The organism is Enterobacter cloacae complex sp. P43RS, assembly GCF_014930585.1.
GTDB lineage: Bacteria > Pseudomonadota > Gammaproteobacteria > Enterobacterales > Enterobacteriaceae > Enterobacter > Enterobacter bugandensis.
Genome location: NZ_JADBRJ010000001.1, coordinates 1 through 21,061 on the forward strand (window position 1 = coordinate 1; position 21,061 = coordinate 21,061).

Sequence of the window (21,061 nt, forward strand, 5' to 3'; positions counted from 1 at the left end):
ATAATACTAGTTTTTATCGAAGCCTCTTGAAATATAAAAAATTCTACGAGTCGCGAAATTTAAATGTACAGGGTGGGAGGGTGTCAAACAGGAAAATAAAATACCTCCAAGTCAGTAATTTTCGTGGTTTTGGTCAACTTACTGATGAAGATATGGGAGTTAGATTTAATTTTAATATATCGAATAATATATTTTTCGCTCCAAATGGCGGAGGGAAGAGCAGTCTTTGTGAGGCGCTGGAGTTCCAGACGACAGGTGATATTAAAGAAGCTGGACGGAGAAAGACAGCACTTAAAAATTACATTAAACGAAATGGGAAACCTAGCATTACTCTTCATGATTATAATAATAAACCAATTCTTCCTACCTCAGATTGCAAGTTTAATTTCATTGATAGGAACCGTCTCCAAGAGTTTTCATTGCTTGGATCTAATGATACTAAGTTCCAGGAGCGAGATGTTCTTGCCGCATTAGTTGGCCTAGAAGATTATGATACATTCCTTTCTACACTTGTTGCACCAAAGAACTTCAATGCACAAAGCTTCGTCAGTGTAGATTACTCCTCAAAACTTACATCTCTGAATCTTGATTTACAAAGATACCGTAAAGCGTCAAAAGACAATTATGACGATTTGCAGGAAATAAAATTAAAGATACTTAATGAATTAGGTATTAATTATGAGAAACTTTGCGAACGTTATCGCGATGATGTTGCAAGAACAAAATTCCCACACCTTAAAAGATATCACGCGATATTAACTGAAAAGAAATCACAATTAAAAAAAGGCATTTCATCTATTGAAATACCGTTAAAAAAATCAACAAAAATCTTATTGTCACTAATTAAAGTAATAGAGAGAAAAGAAAGGATTGAGGCAGGTTTAGAGGAAATAGCATTCAACGAAAAAACAATAGAACTTCACAGGATTTCAAAATTATTACTTGAAGAAGAAGCACATGATGCTTGCCCGTTATGTAATACTCCTATTGAAAAGGTTAGTATCAATCCATTACAACATAGCATTGATATTCTCGTATCATTCACTAATGTAACCAGCTTACAGAAACGATTGAAAAAGCATAATTTATATATAGTAAAGCTAACAAATGTGATCCTAGAAACTCTGCGGTCGTTTTTGATATCGCCAATTAATACATTGGTAGACTGCGATTTTGTTACATTATCTGATATTTCAAATAACTTAGCACAAATGAATGAAGACGGGTTGAAAAAAAATCTAAGATACCTGCATGAATCATTGATAAACTGCACGTCCATTGCATCATATAATGAAAAAACAATTCAGCACAATTTAATTGTCAGTGACATTTCTGAGAGCCTAAAAAGAATAGATGCAAAAATAAATAAGATTTCTAACTCAATCACTAATATTACTAACTATATTGCAATTTATAAATCAAAGATTCAAAATAAGGCAGAGAAACATAAGGCATTTGATACACTCCTAAAGCAAATACAGTCTGCTAGTGTTAAGTTATTGGAGGAGAATGCAAGGAATGATTTTTTCAGAGGGTTGAATGTTGAATATGCTGAGTTTCACAGGCAAGCATATGAGTATAAAAGAAATAAAGAATCACAAATACTTTCAGGTATTGAGGGTTCAATCGTTGATTATTATAATGAAATCAATAAGCATGACGACGATAGCGAAAAACTTGATGGTATTTCATTTGTTTTTGAAAGCTCACAGCAATCCTATCGAGTTCAATTGAATATCCAAAATCAACAAGTAGACGCATTTGTAAGGTTATCGGAAGGTCATTTAAAATCACTTGGCCTTTCAATACTATTAGCTCTGGCTAAAAAGAAAAATTCGCAGTTTATCGTTTTTGATGATGTTGTGAATGCTATTGATACTGAACACAGATCGAACATTATCAATACGTTTTTGACTGATTCCTATATAAAGAAAACTCAAAAAATAATTACCACTCATGATAAGTTATTTTGGGAGTTATATAGTAATCGGCAAAGATCATTAGGGAATGGTGAATTCAAGAGTTTTGTCCTTAACTGCTATCCGCATGGCATTCACTATGAAGAAAAGGATATTTCTTTTGAAGGTAAAATAACTGAGAGTTTAGAGTGCTATGACATTAGGCAGGCATTAATATATTGTCGAATTTGGTTTGAGTCACTTGCATCTCAGCATTGTGTAGAGTCAGGGTTGAGTGTAACTGCTAGTTTTACAAGTAGAGATTTTCAAAAGCCTAATATGATTAAAATAAGCTTGGAGAAAATGTATGCGGTTCTCATTGAATCCTTGGGTACTCGTTTGGAAAATGTTAATTACATTAAATCAAATTTCTTAAGTTGGGCATCTCAAAATCAAGAGCATCATGCTTTCAGTGAGCACAATTATAATATAGTGCATTCAAAAACCAGCCAAGAAATCCAAATGATTTTTGATTCGATTAGGCGATTTGAAATTCAGCTATCTCCTCAGAAAAAATTAGCTAGTTTAGTTGCTACTCTTAGTGCGTTAGAAACTAAAATATCATCTTGTGATAATAAAATTCAGCGAGCAACACAAGCAACACCGGCTGATGTGATGCGGCAATGGAACAATGAACGTTTAAAATATCTGAGAGAGAAAAGTAAAATTGAAGAATTAAAGGATTATTGCGAGAATTGTCTTTTATAAACTAACTTAAGGAGCCTCAAAATGAGGCTCCTTGACAAATCAATTTCCATTCAAGAGATTAAGCGCGAACTGGCGTTCTTCAAGTTTGAGCCGGTCAATCAGGAATTTGACCAGCTTGTTACCGGTCAGCCCGCTGGGGCTGAGCGTGTGAGAAAACGAGGCGTTAAAAACAAACGTGTGGCCGCATTCAACTTCGGTGCACGCGCAGTATAAATCCGCCAGTTTTTTATCCTTCCAGTCTGATTTACGAATGATGGCCGGTTGACCGCATTCAGGACATTTAGTTTTAAAAACTCACATGTTCACCACCCCGCACGCCATTGCTAACAATGGGGATGATTTTAAACCAATTACGTTCATTTTTAGCTCTTATCGGCGGTAATTACCGGCAATTCAACGTCAAAATTAAGTTGTAAGCGCGGCGGGATTTCCGGGTCATTGTTAACCCCAATCATAAATTTACGCTGCAACGGGATAACCTCATCTTTCCGGTAGGTCGTGCGGGCGGTTTCAGAGTTGCCCATTACCGCGCCGTTCGTCGGGATAATGCCCGCCAGCCCTGCGGGGAAACGGTGCGCGGTAAAGATATCCTGCGCGGTGATCTCTTTGATGTTCTGGAATTCATTTTTTGCGCTGACTTCCCCAACCGGCAGGATTTTGACCCCGTCCGGGTCGCCTTTCGGGATGTTGATAAACATGTTACGGAAGTTGCCCAGCCCTTTGGACTGCGCAATTTTGTCTTTGATTTCGTTTTCCATTTCCAGCGTTAAATTTGGGTCGCTGGTATACAGAATAAAGCCCATATGCGCACCGTTGTTGTAGTAGCGGCGGCGGAAGATGGTCGCTTCGCTGTTAAGTAAAACGGAATGGATCCCGCCGATATAATCCGGCAGGCCGTAGAACTGCTGACACGGGTCATACACTTTAAAGAAGACAATGTCTTCCGGGTCATAAATCAGCGCTGGCCCTTCCTGGAGAACGGCGAACGTTCCGTCTTTACGGCAGCGGAGATAAAGCGACGGCAGCAGCAGGTCGATCACCTCCCCGAATACGTTGCGAATTTTCAGGATTGCGACGTCGCCAAACAGCAGATAATCAAAGACCGCTTGTTCTACCTGGTCAGGCGTCAGGCCGCCGCCGATATAGCCACTGGCAACCATGTTGCGCCGCGCATACAATACGCCACCATGCTGGCCGTTGAGGTTTGGCAACTGAGCCAGCGCCAGCCGGTCAATCGGGAGCCGCCAGTGATCCGCCTCGTTGTCATACCAGATATTGTGATAATCGGTGCCGGTCGTAAGGAAGGGTTCCGGTTCGCCGAAGGTGATCACGCTGCCGCGCCCTGGCGTGAACGTTTCAACGTTGTTGCCGGTCGTTCCCCTGAATTTTTCGCTTTACGCTGTTTCTTTGTCGTCATGCTGCATTCCCAAAAGCCCAGGTCGATGGGCGGTCAAATTCGTGATCGATAGGTTCGTTTATTACGGCGTGCGAGATAGCAAAGAAAACATCCGCGTGGCCGGTTGCATCGGAACGTTCAGCAACGAACGTTAATGCGTTGCCGCTGTTAGTTGTGGTGCGCCGGATAATGCTGATATCACTATCGACGGAGCGCTTAACGAGAAAATCGCAGGCATTAAAAAAAGCGTTGCCGCAGCGCAGCAGTTGATCGGGGCTTCCGTTAAGCTGGGCCGCGAGGAAACCAACGTCCTGACGTTGCTGACCGACACCCTGGACGTTGTCCGCGAACTGGCGCAGATATGTGCGACCCATGCGCACCCCAACACGGGAGCCAGCGGGCAGGCATCGCAGTTCACCGGAACCGCCGAAAAAACAAACGCTTTGAAAGCAAAATACAGCCCCCTTATTGCCTGACAAAACGCAGGCGAAAACCATCACGTCACCAGACGCCACAGAACGCCCCACAGCAAGCGCAGAAACATAAGGCCGACACCGTTCGGCCTTTTTTGCGTTCGTTTAACCACACCCCAGAGACGAAGCGACAGAGCGCAGATGGAAGCGGATCCGAGACGGAAACGGCGCTACACCGCACCCGCCTGCGGTATTTGGATCATAAAAATGTTGCAAAAGAATTTTTGCGCAAAGAAACCCGTCAGCCCGCGCCGCTGCTGGGCTTCTGGGGTCTGCTGGCGTTTGCACACCGCGCAAGGATTTGCAGCGCTTTGCAAAAGTTGCCGACCAGTCAGCGCCTAACTGATTGGTTAACATGATGTTTTTAAAAGGATCGTTTTACTTTTCGTCACGATCAAATGTGAGCGGCGGTTGCCTGGTGTTTTTAATCGGTAACGAGGCAAAGCCATACACGGCGGGGGCTGGAAGCTTGCTCAAGTATCTTTGGACTTTGCAAAAATTTGCTTAACTCAGAAAAAAGGTCTGTATAGGTTGTGCTGTCAAATTATGGGTTATGAGTGGTAATAAAAGAGGAGGGCGGTTGTAAAATTAATATACGTGGACACTATGTGGGCCATGAAAATAATAAATTCAATAAATAGAGCTAGTTGGGCAAATAAAAAAGGCGACCGAAGTCGCCTTTTTGGATCAATCACTCATCTCAACTTATTTGGAGATGTGAGCGATCAGGTCCAGTACTTTGTTAGAGTAGCCGGTTTCGTTGTCGTACCAGGAAACCAGTTTCACGAAGTTGTCGTTCAGTGCGATACCTGCTTTAGCATCGAACACGGAAGTGCACACTTCGCCGTTGAAATCGGTAGATACAACATCGTCTTCGGTGTAACCCAGAACGCCTTTCATTGGGCCTTCGGAAGCAGCTTTGATTGCTTTCTTAATTTCTTCATAAGAAGCAGCTTTTTCCAGACGAACGGTCAGGTCAACAACGGATACGTTAGGAGTTGGAACGCGGAACGCCATACCAGTCAGTTTGCCATTCAGTTCTGGCAGTACTTTACCTACAGCTTTAGCAGCACCGGTAGAGGATGGGATGATGTTCTGAGCCGCGCCACGGCCGCCGCGCCAGTCTTTGTGAGACGGGCCGTCAACGGTTTTCTGAGTAGCGGTGGTCGCGTGAACGGTAGTCATCAGACCTTCGATGATGCCGAAGTTGTCGTTGATCACTTTAGCCAGCGGTGCCAGGCAGTTGGTGGTGCAGGATGCGTTAGAAACGATGTCCTGGCCAGCGTAAGTTTCGAAGTTTGCACCGCGAACGAACATTGGGGTGTTGTCTTTGGAAGGACCAGTCAGAACAACTTTCTTCGCACCCGCAGTGATGTGTTTACGTGCAGTTTCGTCGGTCAGGAAGATACCGGTTGCTTCAGCAACAACGTCAACACCGATTTCGTTCCATTTCAGGTTAGCTGGGTCTTTCTCAGCAGTAACGCGGATGGTTTTGCCGTTAACAACCAGGTGGCCGTCTTTCACTTCAACGGTGCCGTCGAAACGACCGTGAGTTGAGTCGTACTTCAGCATGTACGCCATGTATTCAGCGTCCAGGAGATCGTTGATACCAACGATTTCGATGTCAGAACGTTTCTGAGCAGCACGGAAAACAATACGGCCGATACGGCCAAAACCGTTGATACCTACTTTGATAGTCATATATTCCACCAGCTATTTGTTAGTGAATAAAAGGTTGCCTGTAAAATTACAAAAACCTTACGCAGCGTCAAGCGGAATCGTGTCAATCATTGCGACAAATCAATCCTGTGACTAACGTTTGTGCGACTGACTCGCCTCACTTTCCCTTTGAGCTTGCAACCACATGGGGGCTGCGCCCGGAATTTTAAAGTCCTCGCAGGATAAAAATGTGAACGTGATCACAATTGCCTGACCGCCTTTTCGCGACACATAAGTTTAGAACAAAAGTGCACGCAAGGGTGTTAATGTTTTGTTAGAATCCGGGTTAAAAGATGTCTGTTTCTGCAGCGAGATGTAAGCATATGTCGAACCAACATAACCCTGACGATTTGAAAAAAAACCTCACCGAAATGCAGTTTTACGTGACCCAGAATCACGGCACGGAGCCGCCATTTACCGGGCGATTACTGCACAACAAGCGAGACGGTGTCTATCACTGTCTGGTCTGCGATGCCCCGCTGTTCAATTCACAAACGAAATACGACTCCGGCTGCGGCTGGCCGAGCTTTTACGAGCCGGTGAGCGATGACGCAATCCGCTATCTGACCGACTCGTCGCACGGTATGGTGCGCACGGAAATTCGCTGCGGTAACTGCGACGCGCACCTGGGGCACGTCTTCCCGGACGGTCCTCAGCCAACGGGTGAGCGTTTCTGCGTGAATTCAGCCTCAATGAGCTTCACCGATGATGAAAACGGCGACCAGATTAAGGGTTGAAAAAACGATTCAGCAAATTATTCCTTTGAAAGGGAGAGATCGTGAATATTGAGGACATGATTAACGGGATGACCCCGGAAGTTTATCAGCGTCTGGTGACCGCCGTTGAGCTGGGAAAATGGCCGGACGGTGTGGCGCTCACGCCTGAGCAAAAAGAGAACAGTTTGCAGCTGGTGATGCTGTGGCAGGCGCGCAATAACACCGATGCGCAACACATGACTATCGACACTAACGGTCAGATGGTGATGAAGAGCAAGCGCGAGCTGAAGGAAGATTTTGGCATCACGCCGAAGCCGATTGCGACAATCAAAATGCAATAACGGTGCGGGTTGATGCTCTCACCAGGCCCTCTCTCTGTGGGAGAGGGCCTGGTGTCTTACTACTTATGCGGGATCCCGAGCGACTCCGCCAGCTGTTTCGCTAACTGATTATTGTCGTCCGCTCCGTACTCCCAGAACATCGCCCCGGCGAGACCTTTCTCTTTGATGTAGTCCGCCTTGATCTCGACAGAACGCGGATTCTCATACGAAATCGCAAACAGCGCGTTGCCATCGGCACCCTTTACCGAGAGCCACGGTACCTTCGCCTGGTCGTCCCAGTGCTCGGTAAAACGTTTCTGCGGATCGTTCAGCAGCTTCTTCACGATATCGTTGTACTTCACGTAGGTATCTTTAGTCAGGTCATAGCCGAGCGACTTAAACAGGGCGATCTCCTGCGGTCCAAAGTAGGGCTGTGTGACCGGATTTTTTTGCGCGTCCGGCTTGCTCCAGTCAATGCCCGGTTCAACCGCACGTTTCGGTACGCGGCCGTAAAAACCGATCCCGAGGTTCATCTGCTTCGGCTTAAGTCCGGCGGCCAGATAGTTGTTCACCACAAAATCGACGCTGTATTTGTCGGCGGCAGCCACCGTTGGCCAGGCGCTGGAGTCATACAGGTTCGCGTTGAAGTACTGTGTCCCGTACGCCATGTCGTAGGTCATCAGGTTGATGTAGTCGAGGAGCGGGGCGATGGCTTTGACATCCACCCAGCTTTTCGGACTTTCCGCATTCGCGCCCACCGCAATGGTCACCAGCTTTTTCTGCCCGAACGCGTCGCGCATCTCTTTCAGCAGGGCGGTGAAGTTATCCCTGTCGGCGGGCTGGCTTGCAACCAGCCCCCACGCGCCGTTGACCGGATATTCCCAGTCGAGATCGATCCCGTCCAGACCGTATTTCTCAACAATTTCCTTCGCGGAGCGGATAAACACCGCGCGACTCTCCTGGGTTGCCGCTGCGCCAGAGAAACCGTGCGCCCCCCAGCCGCCAACGGAGAGCAGGACTTTCAGGTTCGGGTTTTGTTTACGCAGGGTCGGGATAAGGGCCAGATCGGACGCCACTTTTGGCGACAGCCAGATTTGATGCAGCTTCGCCGGATCTTTCAGCGCAGGGTTGGTCTCATCTTTCTCGTTGTTATAAACAAGCCCAAACGAGTAGTTCAGGTGGGTGATCTGGCGAACGTCCAGTTTATTGATATCGCCACCCGGTCCGGCGGTGACGTCGCCACCCCCGTTAAAGTAGCCCACGGACATCAGAGGTGCGGCGGAAGCAAGCGACGCGCAAAGCAAGGGTAATGCTGCCAGCAGGGGCAAACGTTTCATACAAGTTCCTCTTTGACTTAATAAAAATAACCACGCCACAGAAAAGGCGTGGCGAAAAAACAGCCTGAAGAGAATAGCATTGCCGCTTCGCTGAGGATGCGAGGGAGTTCACTTTATGGGGATTGGTGAGGGGTTTTGCCGGGTAAGCATCAGCGCCACCCGGCTTAAAAGGCTACGCCTGCGTTTCCTGCCAGTCTGCCAGCGTATACAGCGTGGCACCTTCGGCGGCCATATCCATAAATGCCTGAGCGCTGTCCTGTGGTTGGATGTTCACCCCACGACAGCCGTCGGTGATGACGCTAACGGTATAACCCAGCTGGAGCGCGTCCAGCACGGTAAACTTCACGCAGTAATCCGTCGCCAGACCCAGCACGATCAGCTCCGTGATTTCATGGTGACGTAACCAAGCATCCAGCGCCGTCTTCTGGCGATGCCCGTTATCGAAAAACGCGCTGTAGCTGTCGATAGCCGGATTTTCACCTTTATTAAACACCGCGTCGATGGCCTTCTGATTCAGGAGCGGGTGCAGCTCCGCTCCTTCGGTCTGCTGTACGCAGTGATCCGGCCAGAAGGTTTGCGCCAGACCGTCGAGTTCACCCTGGGTGAAAGGCTCAACGTTGTGCTGGCTGGCAAAGCTGCCGTGGTTCGCCGGGTGCCAGTCCTGGCTGGCGACAACCGCTTCACCGCGGGCTTTGCACCAGTCAATCAGGGTATTTGCCACGTCAACGGTGCTGTCACCTTCGGCGACGGCCAGCGCGCCGCCCGCGCAGAAATCATTTTGCAAATCGACCAGTAGCAGGGCGCGTTGCTTCATGAGAGCTCCTTATTCGTCCGGGGTCAGCTCGCCGCGAAGGTTTTGCATCATTGCGCGGCGAATGGACTGAATGTCCAGATCCTGACTCAGTAAATAGTGAAGTTTAGTCAGCGTCGCCTCTACGGTCATATCGAAGCCGCTGATCACCCCCGCGTGCGCCAGCGCGTTGCCGGTGGCATAGCCGCCCATATTCACTTTACCGGACATACACTGAGTCAGGTTTACCACCACAATTCCGCGCTCGCTGGCTTCCTGAAGCTCCTTCAGAAATTCGCCGTTCTGCGGAGCGTTGCCGACGCCATAGGAACGGAGGATCAGCGCTTTCACCGGCTGGCGCAGGAAGTTGCGCACCACGTCCGCGGAGATGCCCGGATAGATGGTGACCACGCCAATCGGCTGCGGGGTAATCGGATGCACAATCAGCTCGCCGGCGGTGTTCGGTGCCGGAGGCGTTCCCAGACGACGGATATGAATACCCGCTTCCAGCAGCGGCTGCAGGTTAGGGGAGGCAAAGGCATCAAAACCGTCGGCATGGGCTTTGGTGGTGCGGTTGCCGCGATACAGGCGATTGTTAAAGAACAGCGACACTTCGTTGATCGGGTAATTCGCCGCCACGTACAGGGAGTTCAGCAGGTTGATCTGCCCGTCCGAGCGCAGCTCCGCCAGCGGTATTTGCGACCCGGTGACGATCACCGGCTTGCTCAGGTTCTCCAGCATGAAGGAGAGCGCCGAAGCGGTGAACGCCATGGTGTCGGTGCCGTGCAGGATCACGAAGCCGTCGTACTGGTCGTAATGGGCTTTAATGTCATCCGCGATGTGCTGCCAGTCTTCCGGCGTCATGTCGGAGGAGTCCATCAGCGGCTCGTATTCGTGGATGGTGAAGTCAGGCATTTCCGGACGGTGGAATTCAGGCATCAGCGCAAGCTGACGCTGCAGATGGCCGGAGACGGGGATATAGCCATTTTCAGAGCGCTGCATACCGATGGTACCGCCAGTGTAGGCTACATAAATCGATTTCTTCTGCATGGTAGTGAGTTCTTGTTCTTCAAAAGAAAAAAATCCCCTCTTCACGGGAAGAGGGGACGGTTTTTAACGGACGTTCGCGCAGGTCAGGCAAAACGCGTAACGACTTTGTGGATCGTTAAAGGCCGCGAGCTTATCGCTTTCCGCCTTCATCGCTTTCGCAGCCGTGGTCACCGGGGCCGGCAGGTACGCCTGCAGCGCCTCCGGCAGCATGGCGCGTACGGAGACGGACATGCTGTCCATCACCATATCGAAGAACGACGGTTCGTCCTGATAATACTCAACGTGCCACTGCTTGAGCTTCGCCAGTTCGGCGGCTTTCTTCACCGCGTCGTCGAAGTCGCCCAGGCTGTCGACCAGACCGTTACTCTTCGCATCCTGTCCGGTCCAGACGTGGCCCTGAGCAATCTGGTCGATCTGTTCCGGCGTCTTCTTACGCGAGTCGGCAACCAGCGTGATAAAGCGTTTATAGCCGTTCTCAATGCTCAGCTGCATCATCTCTGAAACTTCCGGCGGCAGAGATTTGGTCATCGACACATCCGCCAGCGGCGACGTGGAAACACCATCGGTATGCACGCCCAGATAATCCAGGCTGTTTTCCACGGTGTTAATCACCCCGAAGATGCCAATCGAGCCGGTCAGCGTGCTTGGGTTCGCCACAATATAGTTGGCAGGCGTGGAGATCCAGTACCCACCAGACGCGGCCATGCCGCCCATGGATACGACAATCGGCTTGCCAGCGGCACGCGCTGCGGCCAGCTCGGCGCGGATCACTTCGGAAGCGCTAACGCTGCCGCCAGGGCTGTTCACCCGCAGGACAATCGCTTTCACTTTCGGGTCAAGGCGTGCATCGCGAATTTGCGACGCGGTAGTATCACCCCCAACGTTCCCCGGGGTTTCCTGACCGTCCATGATAGCGCCGTTAGCAAACACCACGGCTACGCTGTCGCCGCTGTCGTCCGGCTTTTTCGCAGCATAGTCATACATGCTGATGGCGCTGTAGTTTTTGTCCTCTTTGCTCCAGCCAAACTGTTTGGTCAGGGCTTTTTCGATATCTGCACTGGTGCCCAGCGCGTCAACCAGCTTGTTGTCGAGCGCATATTTCGCGGTATCACCGTCGACCTTGCGCAGTCCATCCAGCACGCCGCGAGCGCCAGGGAACACCTGCTCAGCGGTAATTTGACGGTTAGCGGCAACGGTACCCAGATAGTTCTGCCACAGCTCGCCAATCCAGCGGCTGTCCGCTTCACGGGCGGCAGGGGACATATCGTCGCGGATAAACGGCTCCACGGCAGATTTATAGGTGCCGACGCGGAAGACGTGGGTGGTGACCTTCAGCTTGTCGAGCAGCGATTTGTAGTACAGGCCGTTGGTGGCAAAACCGTGCAGATCGACCGTACCCTGCGGCGAAAGCCAGATCTTATTGGCGAAGCTTGCCAGATAATATTGCCCCTGGCTGTAGCTGTCGCCCACGGCAATCACCGGCTTGCCGCTGTCGCGGAACTCGCGCAGCGCTTTACCGATGTACTGCATAGAAGGCTGGTCGCCGCCGGCAAAATCTTTCAGATCCAGCACGATCCCGGTGATGTTTCGGTCGTCTTTGGCCTGACGGATAGTATCGACGATATCGAACAGGGAGTTCTCCTGCAGGCGGTCTGACGTCGCGCCAAACAGCTGGCGGCCGATCACCCCCAGACGGTTGCTGGTGGACGGTTTATCAACGATCACGCCGGTGATATCGAGTAACAGGGCCCCACGAGTCGAATGCTGCGCCTGATTCGCGTTGCTGATATGCATCCAGATGCCCGCGCAAACCAGAACCAGAAGGATGAAGAAGATGTTCATCACCAGGTTGCGGACGAAGTTGAGCAGTCGCCACGTCCATTTAAAGAAACCGGCAAAGATTCGCCAAAGGGTTCGCATGTATTCTCCCTAACCAGAAAATGACTGTTTCCGTCGCCACTGGACGGTAATGTTGGGTTATCGTAATGACCCAACCGCCACTTGTCAGCAGGAATCGCCTGCCAGGCTGTAACAAAATCTGCCGTCGTGTTAATTTTGTGAGTAAATTTCAAGAAAGGAGTTAACCAATGGATGCACTCGAACTGCTTGTTAACCGTCGTAGCGCGTCACGTCTGGCCGAACCCGCCCCTGCGGGCGAGCAGCTGGAAAACATTCTGCGTGCCGGCATGCGTGCGCCGGATCATGGCACGCTGCAGCCGTGGCACTTCTTTGTGATTGAAGGCGAAGGCCGCGATCGCTTCAGTCAGCTGCTGGAGCAGGGGGCAGTTGCCGCCGGGCAGGATGAGAAAGGTATCGACAAGGCGCGTAACGCGCCATTCCGCGCCCCGATGATTATCGCTGTCGTGGCGAAATGCCAGGCCGACCATAAGGTGCCGGTCTGGGAGCAGGAAATGTCTGCTGGCTGTGCGGTGATGGCGATGCAGATGGCCGCCGTTGCGCAGGGTTTTAACGGTATCTGGCGCACCGGGCCGCTGACCGAGAGCGCCGCAGTGCGGGCAGGATTCTCCTGCGGTGAGCACGACAAAATTGTCGGTTTCCTTTACCTCGGCACCCCGCAGCTTAAAGCCTCCAGCACCATTAGCGTGCCGGACACCACGCCTTTCGTCAGCCGTTTTTAATTACACGCGCTAAACTGTCTGGATTCTGAGCATCCGCCGCAGAATTCAGACAGTCATACTTACCTCTTTATGGAATGAGCGCTACCATAGCGCGATTGAGATGACAGGAGACGTCCATGAGCGAGCAAACCATTCGTTTAACGCAGTACAGCCACGGAGCCGGTTGCGGTTGTAAAATTTCCCCGAAAGTGCTGGAGACTATTCTGCACAGTGAACAGGCGAAGTTTGTCGACCCGAACCTGCTTGTCGGCAACGAAACGCGTGACGATGCGGCGGTTTATGACTTAGGTAACGGCACCAGCATTATCAGCACCACTGACTTCTTTATGCCGATTGTTGATAACCCGTTTGACTTCGGGCGCATCGCGGCCACCAACGCCATCAGCGATATCTTCGCTATGGGCGGTAAGCCGATCATGGCCATCGCCATTCTGGGCTGGCCGATCAACACCATTCCACCGGAAATCGCCCGCGAGGTGATTGATGGCGGGCGTTTCGCCTGCCAGCAGGCGGGGATTGCGCTGGCCGGCGGCCACTCGATTGATGCGCCAGAGCCGATCTTCGGCCTGGCCGTTACCGGCGTGGTGCCGACCGAGCGCGTGAAGCGCAACAGCACCGCGCAGGCGGGCTGCAAGCTGTTCCTCACCAAGCCGCTGGGCATTGGTGTGCTCACCACCGCTGAGAAAAAATCCCTGCTCAAACCGGAGCACAAAGATCTGGCGACGGAAGTCATGTGCCAGATGAACCTCGCCGGCGCGGCGTTCGCCAATATCGACGGCGTAAAGGCAATGACCGACGTCACCGGTTTTGGCCTGCTGGGGCACCTCTCTGAAGTCTGTCAGGGCGCGGGCGTGCAGGCGCAGGTCTGGTATCAGGACGTGCCGAAGCTGCCTGGCGTGGAAGAGTACATTGCCCAGGGCGCGGTTCCGGGCGGTACCCAGCGCAACTTCGCCAGCTACGGTCACCTGATGGGCGAAATGCCTGAGGCGTGGCGCAACCTGCTGTGCGATCCGCAAACCTCCGGCGGCCTGCTGCTGGCCGTCACGCCGGAATCCGAAGCCGAGGTTCAGGCAACCGCCGCCGAGTTTGGCATCACCCTGACGGCGATCGGCGAACTGGTGACCGCCCGCGGCGGCCGACCGATGATTGAGATCCGTTAATTCGATGCGGTTGTTTATTGCCGAAAAGCCGAGCCTGGCCCGTGCCATCGCCGACGTGTTGCCTAAACCGCATCGCAAAGGCGACGGCTTTATCGAATGCGGTAACGGGCAGGTGGTCACCTGGTGTATCGGCCACCTGCTTGAACAGGCGCAGCCGGACGTCTACGACAGCCGCTACGCCCGCTGGAACCTCAACGATCTGCCCATCGTGCCGGAAAAGTGGCGTCTTCAGCCTCGTCCGTCCGTCACCAAACAGCTTAACGTTATTAAGCGCTTCCTGCATGAGGCAACGGAGGTGGTCCACGCAGGTGACCCGGACAGAGAAGGGCAGCTGCTGGTGGACGAAGTGCTGGACTACTTGGAGCTGGCGCCGGAAAAGCGCCAGCAGGTGCAGCGCTGCCTGATCAACGACCTCAACCCGCAGGCCGTTGAGCGGGCGATCTCGCGCCTGCGTTCCAACAGCGAGTTTATTCCGCTGTGCGTCTCTGCTTTAGCGCGCGCCCGCGCCGACTGGCTGTACGGCATCAACATGACCCGCGCCTACACCATCCTCGGGCGTAACGCGGGCTATCAGGGCGTACTCTCCGTGGGCCGCGTGCAGACGCCGGTGCTGGGGCTGGTGGTGCGTCGCGACGAAGAGATCGAGAACTTCGTCGCCAAAGATTTCTTTGAAGTGAAAGCGCATATCGTCACGCCTAAAGACGAGCGCTTTACCGCCGTCTGGCAGCCGAGCGACGCTTGCGAGTCGTACCAGGATGAAGAGGGGCGCCTGCTGCACCGTCCGCTGGCGGAGCATGTGGTTAACCGTATTACCGGCCAGCCGGCCATCGTTACCAGCTATAACGATAAACGGGAATCAGAACCCGCGCCGCTGCCGTTCTCCCTTTCTGCTCTGCAGATTGAGGCCGCGAAGCGCTTTGGCCTCAGCGCGCAGAACGTGCTGGATATCTGCCAGAAACTCTACGAAACCCATAAGCTCATCACCTATCCACGTTCGGACAGCCGCTATCTGCCGGAAGAGCACTTTGCCGGACGCCATTCTGTGATGAATGCCATCGGCGTCCACGCGCCGGATCTGCTCCCGCAGTCCGTCGTTAACCCGGACACCCATAACCGCTGCTGGGACGACAAAAAGGTCGATGCCCACCACGCGATTATCCCGACGGCGCGCGCCAGCAGCGTCAACCTGACCGACAACGAAGCGAAGGTCTATAACCTGATCGCCCGTCAGTACCTGATGCAGTTCTGCCCGGACGCGGTGTTCCGCAAGTGCGTCATCGAGCTGGAAATTGCCAAAGGCAAGTTTATCGCTAAAGCGCGTTTCCTCGCGGAAGCGGGCTGGCGCACGCTCCTCGGCAACAAAGAGCGCGATGAGGAGAACGACGGCACGCCGCTGCCGGTGGTCGCTAAAGATGACGAACTGCTGTGCGAGAAGGGTGAAGTGGTTGAACGTCAGACCCAGCCGCCGCGCCACTTCACCGATGCAACGCTGCTGTCGGCCATGACCGGGATCGCCCGCTTTGTGCAGGATAAAGATCTGAAGAAGATCCTGCGCGCCACCGATGGACTGGGTACGGAAGCAACCCGCGCGGGGATCATCGAGCTGCTCTTTAAGCGAGGTTTTCTTGAGAAAAAGGGGCGCTACATCCACTCAACGGAACCGGGCCGGGCGCTCATACACTCCCTGCCGGAGCTGGCCGCAAGGCCGGACATGACCGCGCACTGGGAATCCGTGCTGACGCAAATCAGCGAAAAGCAGTGCCGCTATCAGGACTTTATGCAGCCGCTGGTGGGGACGCTTTACCAGCTGATCGATCAGGCGCGCAGCACGCCGGTGAAGCGGTTCAGAGGCATGGTTGCACCCGGTGGTGGCGCGAAGAAACCGTTCAAAAAGAAAAAGAGCGCGGCCTGATACGCCCGGTTTTCTCCCTCTCCCCGTGGGAGAGGGCACCCGGCCGCATGATATAAACCTTAAATCACACCCTGCCCAATCATCGCATCCGCCACCTTCACGAACCCGGCGATATTCGCCCCGCGCACGTAGTTGGTTTGCGATGCCTCGCCGCCGTACTCGACGCAGGCATGGTGAATATCCAGCATGATGTGGTGCAAACGGGCATCCACTTTCTCCGCCTTCCAGCCGAGCCGCGCCGCGTTTTGCGCCATCTCCAGGCCGGAGGTCGCCACGCCGCCCGCGTTTGCCGCCTTGCCTGGCGCAAACAGCACGCCCGCCTCCAGGAACAGATCCGTTGCCTCGATAGTGGTCGGCATATTCGCCCCTTCCGCTACCGCCTTCACGCCGTTGCTAATTAGCGTGCGCGCGGCGTCCGCGTCCAGTTCGTTTTGCGTGGCGCACGGCAGGGCGATATCCACCGGTACGCCCCACGGCTGTTTGCCTTCCAGATACGTCAGGCCAAACTCCGCGGCATAATCGGCAAGTCGGCCATCGCGGCTGGCTTTGATTTCGCACAGGCGCGCCAGCTTCTCCGCCGTAAAGCCCGCTTCGTCCACTACCGTGCCTTTAGAGTCGGAGGCAGTCACCACGCGGGCACCAAACTGCATCGCTTTTTCGATAGCGTACTGCGCCACGTTACCGGAGCCGGAGACCGCCACGCGCATCCCCTCGAAACCTAAGCCGTGACGCTTGAGCATTGCCTCGGTGAAGTAAACCAGGCCGTAGCCGGTCGCCTCCGGGCGGATCAGGCTGCCGCCAAACGATAATCCTTTGCCGGTAAAGACGCAGGCGCTGTTGTTGGAGAGCTTTTTCATCATCCCGGCCATAAAGCCCACTTCGCGGGCCCCCACGCCGATATCCCCCGCCGGTACGTCGGTGTCCGGGCCGAGGTGGCGGTAGAGCTCGGTCATTAGCGCCTGACAGAAACGCATCACTTCGCCTTCGCTTTTGCCTTTCGGGTCGAAATCGCTCCCGCCTTTACCGCCGCCCATTGGCAGGGTGGTGAGCGCGTTTTTAAACGTCTGTTCAAAGCCAAGGAATTTCAGAATCGACAGGTTCACGGAAGGGTGGAAGCGCATGCCGCCCTTAAACGGACCGATGGCGGAGTTAAACTGCACGCGCCAGGCGCGGTTGACCTGTACCTGGTTGCGGTCATCCACCCAGGTCACGCGGAACTGGATCACACGCTCGGGTTCAACCAGACGTTCCAGCAGCGACAGTTGACGATAGCGCGGGTTTTCTTCAAGGAACGGCCAGAGGGTAGTCATTACTTCACGAACGGCCTGAGCAAATTCGCTTTGATGCGGGTCGCGCTGCTGAACATAGGCAAGGAAACTTTCCAGAGAGCGTGTCTGATCCATAGATATAAGAACCTCTTATAGTAATTAATGTATGTTGCTTATGCGATTTGTGTTGTTTTTTTGACTATACCACCCGTACCGCTTTGTGAAGCAAGCAGAAATGTGGACCGAAAGGGAAATTAATGACCCGTGCCGCGTCATAACAAAAAGCGATGGCGCGCTAAATTAAAGATTCTGCCCGATTTACCGTTATAGTCATTATCAGGACACAACAGGAAGAGAAGTCTATGAACCGTTACGTGATGGCAGCGCTATCGTTGATGTTGACCGCAGGCGCGCAGGCGGACCGCATTCGCCCGGACGTGGAGGTAAACGTGCCGCCGGAGGTCTTTAGCTCCAGCGGCCAGCGCGCGCAGCCGTGTAACCAGTGCTGCATTTATCAGGATCAGAATTATTCCGAAGGGGCGGTGGTGAAGGCTGACGGCGTGCTGCTGCAGTGCCAGCGCGACGAGCGCACTATCAGCACGAACCCGCTGGTCTGGCGGCGCGTAAAAGAATAAACGCCTCCAGCAGCGGAATATCCGCCGGAGCTAACTCATAACTGAAAGCCTCTTCCGGCGTACACCACGCCAGCGCGCTGTGGTAGTGCGCCGTTAACTCTCCGCTGAAGCGGGGTACGTGCCAGGCGTGCAGGTTGATTAACCGCTGTGATACCTCGCGCTGATGGCTCGCCACGTACTGCTCAGGCTGAGCCTCGATACCCAGCTCTTCACGCAGCTCGCGGATAAGCGCCTCAGGCTGGGTTTCTCCGGCCTCCACTTTGCCGCCAGCGAACTCCCACATTCCCGGCTGGTCGGCGTGAGCAGGGCGCTGTGCCAGTAAAATTTTGTCGTCTTTTTCGATGATGGCCGCAACGACATCGACTGTTTTTAGCATGGTCGTCAATACTTGATAGCGAAAAACGCCATATTATCGTGCCCTTTCAAAGAGTCCAGCCATCAGGAGAATCAGGTGAAAGAGACGTCCACCTGGGTAGAGCCCATCCCAACCCTTCCGGCGAGCGTAAAACCTATTGCCGCCATGCAGCAAAAACACTTCGGTGCCGTGCTGAACCCCACGCGCTGGTGGGGACGCATGCCGCGTCTGTTCTGGCTGGTCGCTTTGTTTGTGGGGTTTCTGGAGCGCAGAAAAGCGCGCCTGACGCCAGTGCTGCGCTCGCTGCTCATGACGCGCGTATCGCAGCTGTGCCACTGTGCGTTCTGCATTGACGCCAACAGCCTGCGTCTGGCCGAGCGCTGCGGCGCGCTGGATAAAGTCCAGGCCGTAAGCGGCTGGGCTGATTCTGACGTGTTCAGTGAACAGGAACGCGCGGCGCTGGCCTATGCGGAGGCGGTGACCGCCACGCCGCCCCGGGTGGATGAGGCAGTCAAAATGGCGATGAAACGCCACTTTACGGATGATGCCATCACTGAAATGACGGCGCTCATTGCCTTTCAGAATCTCTCGGCCCGGTTTAATGCCGCGCTGGATATACCGGCACAGGGGCTGTGCGCCACGTTTAAGGGGAAGCCTGATGCTTGACCGTCACCTGCACCCGCGGGTAAAGCCCGCTCTGGACCGTCTGGTATCCGTGCTGGATAAGCCGGGCGTTACGCCCGACGGATTAACGCTTGCCGGGTTTGCCATCGGCCTGCTGGCGTTGCCGTTTCTGGCCCTCGGCTGGTATCCGGCGGCGCTGGCCGCCATCGTCCTGAACCGCCTGCTGGATGGTCTGGACGGCGCGCTGGCGCGTCGGAGAGGGCTGACGGATGCGGGAGGGTTTCTCGATATCGCCCTCGATTTTCTGTTCTATGCGCTGGTGCCGTTTGGCTTTGCGCTGGCTGCACCCGCAGCGAATGCGCTGGCGGCGGCCTGGCTGTTGTTTGCGTTTATCGGCACCGGCAGCAGTTTTCTCGCCTTTGCCGCGCTGGCGGCGAAGCACGAGATCGACAACCCCGGCTATGCGCATAAGTCGTTTTACTATATCGGCGGGTTAACGGAAGGGACGGAGACCATCGCGCTGTTCGTGCTGTGCTGCCTGTTTCCGGCACAGTTTACGCTGTTCGCGTGGATATTCGGCGCGCTGTGCTGGCTGACCACCACAACGCGCATCTGGAGCGGCTACGTGACGCTGAAGTCACTCACCCGTTAGAGGGCACTCTCTGGTCCGCGCTCTCCGGCGGTGACCGGGTTCTGCGGGTGACTGCTCCATTCGTACCAGCCGCCGTCATAGACGGCAATATTTTTCCAGCCCATCGCCCGGGCGTACATAAAGGTTTCGGACGCCCGCCAGCCGGTGCCGCAGTAAAACGCGACCTGCTGTTCCGGCAGAATATTCCAGCGCTTCCACTGGGCGGCGATGTCGTCAGCGCTGCGCATGGTGCCATCCGGGTTATGGAAATCCTCCATGTGGGTGGCATCGCTGCCCGCGTGACCCCAGCGGGCGCCGGCAATTTCACCTTTTGGCTTGATGTAGCTGTAGCCGCTGGTTTCGCCGATAAACTCCGGCCACGAACGAATGCTGACCAGGGAGGCATCCTGACGGTGCAGCATGCCGCGCGCCTGTTCCATATCCACCATCAGCTGCGGCTGGCCGGGGATCGGCGCGCCAAAATCAGGGGCAGGAGCCACTTTGCCGGGCGTACCGCGCTCAACCGGCAGACCGGCATCTGACCACGCCTTCCAGCCGCCATCGAGAAGGCGCACATCCTTCACGCCCGCGTAGAGCATGATCTGCGCCACGCGCGCGGCGGCGTAAACGTCGCGCCCGTACAGAATGACGGTGGTATCGTGACGGATCCCGTGCTTTGCCAGCATTGCTTTCAGCCTGTCGTCGGAGACTTTGTTCCACAGCGGCTCGCTTTCCACCTCGTTGGTGTCAATGTAGCCCGCGCCGGGAATGTGGTTAAGCAGGTAAAACTTCGGCGCGCCCCAGGCCGCCTCTATGACTTTCCATTCGCCCGCCGGCGCGGCGGTCACCGGTTTGCCCTGCTGAAGCCGGTGGATCCACTGCGGGTAAACCAACTGTTCAAAGTGGGGCAGGCGCTGAAGGCGATCGGGCGTCTGCAGAGCATCGCTGAGCAGCGAAACGTGGCGGTAACCAGCTTTCTCCAGACGGGCTTTCACCGCCTGGTTATCGTTCTCGTCGCCATACAGCGCGATGGACGTCGCAGGGGTAAGCTGATGCTGTTTTGCCCAAAGTGCAATCTGCTCGTCGCTCATGGCGCTAAGCCAGGCGGCTGCCAGGTTGAGCGCAGCGGGTTCGTGCCCGGAAGGACCGCTGAGGGTCTGCGGCCAGCCGTTATAGAAGGCGCTGGGGCGGGTGTCGATTGCCGCGCCGTGCTGCGCCTGAAGCTGAGACAGCGTCATCGCGTTGGCCATATCAGCAGCCTGAGAGGAAAAAGAGGCGAGGCCGCAGATCAGGGCCAGCGCGGTCAGTTGAGAAACACGTTTCATCGAATAACCTGACGTCAGTAAAAGAGGGGGGCATTGTCGTCTCTC

Annotated in this window: 19 protein-coding genes and 1 pseudogene; 9 read left to right on the top strand and 11 right to left on the bottom strand. The window is 53.9% G+C overall.

Annotated elements, in window-relative coordinates; translation table 11 throughout:
• The first annotated feature begins 80 nt into the window (after nucleotides 1–80).
• On the top strand, nucleotides 81–2,666 hold the full coding sequence (locus IM294_RS00005; protein ID WP_193360287.1) for an AAA family ATPase: 2,586 nt from the start codon (nucleotides 81–83) through the stop codon (nucleotides 2,664–2,666).
• Between the two features lie 39 nt (nucleotides 2,667–2,705).
• On the opposite strand, the gene IM294_RS00010 is transcribed toward IM294_RS00005, so the two are convergent.
• From IM294_RS00010 to gapA, 4 genes and pseudogenes are all read right to left on the bottom strand, one after another.
• The gene (locus IM294_RS00010; protein WP_248211375.1) at nucleotides 2,706–2,921 is read right to left on the bottom strand and encodes an ogr/Delta-like zinc finger family protein; all 216 of its coding nucleotides are present in this window, start codon (nucleotides 2,919–2,921) and stop codon (nucleotides 2,706–2,708) included.
• A gap of 107 nt (nucleotides 2,922–3,028) precedes the next feature.
• Entirely contained in the window at nucleotides 3,029–3,997 is a 969-nt protein-coding gene (locus tag IM294_RS00015) for a phage portal protein (protein ID WP_126817533.1), read from the bottom strand.
• Nucleotides 3,998–4,079: 82 nt separating this feature from the next.
• Nucleotides 4,080–4,250, bottom strand: a pseudogene (locus IM294_RS00020) (terminase-like family protein); the annotation flags it as partial.
• Nucleotides 4,251–5,240: 990 nt separating this feature from the next.
• Nucleotides 5,241–6,236, bottom strand: a complete 996-nt coding sequence (gapA, locus tag IM294_RS00025) for a glyceraldehyde-3-phosphate dehydrogenase (protein WP_006809136.1) — start codon at nucleotides 6,234–6,236, stop codon at nucleotides 5,241–5,243.
• A 341-nt stretch (nucleotides 6,237–6,577) separates the two neighbouring features.
• On the opposite strand from gapA, the gene msrB reads away from it, so the two are divergent.
• Both msrB and IM294_RS00035 read left to right on the top strand, forming a co-directional pair.
• The gene (msrB, locus tag IM294_RS00030; RefSeq protein WP_028012770.1) at nucleotides 6,578–6,991 is read left to right on the top strand and encodes a peptide-methionine (R)-S-oxide reductase MsrB; all 414 of its coding nucleotides are present in this window, start codon (nucleotides 6,578–6,580) and stop codon (nucleotides 6,989–6,991) included.
• Between the two features lie 41 nt (nucleotides 6,992–7,032).
• Entirely contained in the window at nucleotides 7,033–7,311 is a 279-nt protein-coding gene (locus IM294_RS00035) for a YeaC family protein (protein WP_028012771.1), read from the top strand.
• Nucleotides 7,312–7,370: 59 nt separating this feature from the next.
• Here the strand turns inward: IM294_RS00035 and IM294_RS00040 are convergent, their stop codons facing one another.
• The 4 genes from IM294_RS00040 to sppA form a co-directional block, all read right to left on the bottom strand.
• On the bottom strand, nucleotides 7,371–8,627 hold the full coding sequence (locus IM294_RS00040; protein ID WP_126817531.1) for a glycoside hydrolase family 18 protein: 1,257 nt from the start codon (nucleotides 8,625–8,627) through the stop codon (nucleotides 7,371–7,373).
• A gap of 172 nt (nucleotides 8,628–8,799) precedes the next feature.
• Complete coding sequence (gene pncA / locus IM294_RS00045) at nucleotides 8,800–9,441, bottom strand: bifunctional nicotinamidase/pyrazinamidase (protein WP_193360288.1); 642 nt, start codon at nucleotides 9,439–9,441, stop codon at nucleotides 8,800–8,802.
• A gap of 9 nt (nucleotides 9,442–9,450) precedes the next feature.
• The gene (ansA, locus tag IM294_RS00050; protein WP_028012774.1) at nucleotides 9,451–10,467 is read right to left on the bottom strand and encodes an asparaginase; all 1,017 of its coding nucleotides are present in this window, start codon (nucleotides 10,465–10,467) and stop codon (nucleotides 9,451–9,453) included.
• Nucleotides 10,468–10,530: 63 nt separating this feature from the next.
• Nucleotides 10,531–12,387 carry a signal peptide peptidase SppA gene (gene sppA / locus IM294_RS00055; protein WP_028012775.1) on the bottom strand — a complete coding sequence of 619 codons (1,857 nt, stop codon included), beginning with the start codon at nucleotides 12,385–12,387 and terminating at the stop codon, nucleotides 10,531–10,533.
• Nucleotides 12,388–12,554: 167 nt separating this feature from the next.
• Between sppA and IM294_RS00060 the strand changes: the two genes are divergently transcribed.
• The 3 genes from IM294_RS00060 (at nucleotide 12,555) to IM294_RS00070 (ending at nucleotide 16,178) form a co-directional block, all read left to right on the top strand.
• Nucleotides 12,555–13,106 carry an NAD(P)H nitroreductase gene (locus IM294_RS00060; RefSeq protein WP_045261605.1) on the top strand — a complete coding sequence of 184 codons (552 nt, stop codon included), beginning with the start codon at nucleotides 12,555–12,557 and terminating at the stop codon, nucleotides 13,104–13,106.
• Between the two features lie 116 nt (nucleotides 13,107–13,222).
• Nucleotides 13,223–14,266, top strand: coding sequence for a selenide, water dikinase SelD (gene selD, locus IM294_RS00065; protein ID WP_126817529.1), 1,044 nt, complete (start codon nucleotides 13,223–13,225; stop codon nucleotides 14,264–14,266).
• A gap of 4 nt (nucleotides 14,267–14,270) precedes the next feature.
• Nucleotides 14,271–16,178, top strand: coding sequence for a DNA topoisomerase III (locus tag IM294_RS00070; protein ID WP_045261603.1), 1,908 nt, complete (start codon nucleotides 14,271–14,273; stop codon nucleotides 16,176–16,178).
• Between the two features lie 59 nt (nucleotides 16,179–16,237).
• Here IM294_RS00070 and gdhA read toward each other — a convergent pair whose 3' ends face one another.
• Nucleotides 16,238–17,581, bottom strand: coding sequence for an NADP-specific glutamate dehydrogenase (gene gdhA / locus IM294_RS00075; RefSeq protein ID WP_028012779.1), 1,344 nt, complete (start codon nucleotides 17,579–17,581; stop codon nucleotides 16,238–16,240).
• Between the two features lie 227 nt (nucleotides 17,582–17,808).
• Here gdhA and IM294_RS00080 point away from each other — a divergent pair, with 227 nt between their 5' ends.
• Nucleotides 17,809–18,081: a YnjH family protein gene (locus IM294_RS00080; protein ID WP_028012780.1), complete on the top strand. Its 273-nt coding sequence runs from the start codon at nucleotides 17,809–17,811 to the stop codon at nucleotides 18,079–18,081.
• On the opposite strand, the gene IM294_RS00085 is transcribed toward IM294_RS00080, so the two are convergent.
• The gene (locus tag IM294_RS00085) at nucleotides 18,041–18,457 is read right to left on the bottom strand and encodes a pyrimidine (deoxy)nucleoside triphosphate diphosphatase (RefSeq protein ID WP_028012781.1); all 417 of its coding nucleotides are present in this window, start codon (nucleotides 18,455–18,457) and stop codon (nucleotides 18,041–18,043) included. The two genes, IM294_RS00080 and IM294_RS00085, sit on opposite strands and share 41 nt — an antisense overlap.
• Nucleotides 18,458–18,532: 75 nt before the next feature.
• Between IM294_RS00085 and IM294_RS00090 the strand changes: the two genes are divergently transcribed.
• Together IM294_RS00090 and IM294_RS00095 are read left to right on the top strand one after the other, a co-directional pair.
• Nucleotides 18,533–19,102, top strand: coding sequence for a carboxymuconolactone decarboxylase family protein (locus IM294_RS00090; RefSeq protein ID WP_126817527.1), 570 nt, complete (start codon nucleotides 18,533–18,535; stop codon nucleotides 19,100–19,102).
• Nucleotides 19,095–19,712, top strand: a complete 618-nt coding sequence (locus IM294_RS00095) for a CDP-alcohol phosphatidyltransferase family protein (protein WP_126817525.1) — start codon at nucleotides 19,095–19,097, stop codon at nucleotides 19,710–19,712. The genes IM294_RS00090 and IM294_RS00095 overlap by 8 nt, the downstream gene beginning before the upstream one ends.
• On the opposite strand, the gene IM294_RS00100 is transcribed toward IM294_RS00095, so the two are convergent.
• The gene (locus IM294_RS00100; protein ID WP_049136812.1) at nucleotides 19,709–21,016 is read right to left on the bottom strand and encodes a sulfurtransferase; all 1,308 of its coding nucleotides are present in this window, start codon (nucleotides 21,014–21,016) and stop codon (nucleotides 19,709–19,711) included. The two genes, IM294_RS00095 and IM294_RS00100, sit on opposite strands and share 4 nt — an antisense overlap.
• Between the last annotated feature and the right edge of the window lie 45 nt (nucleotides 21,017–21,061).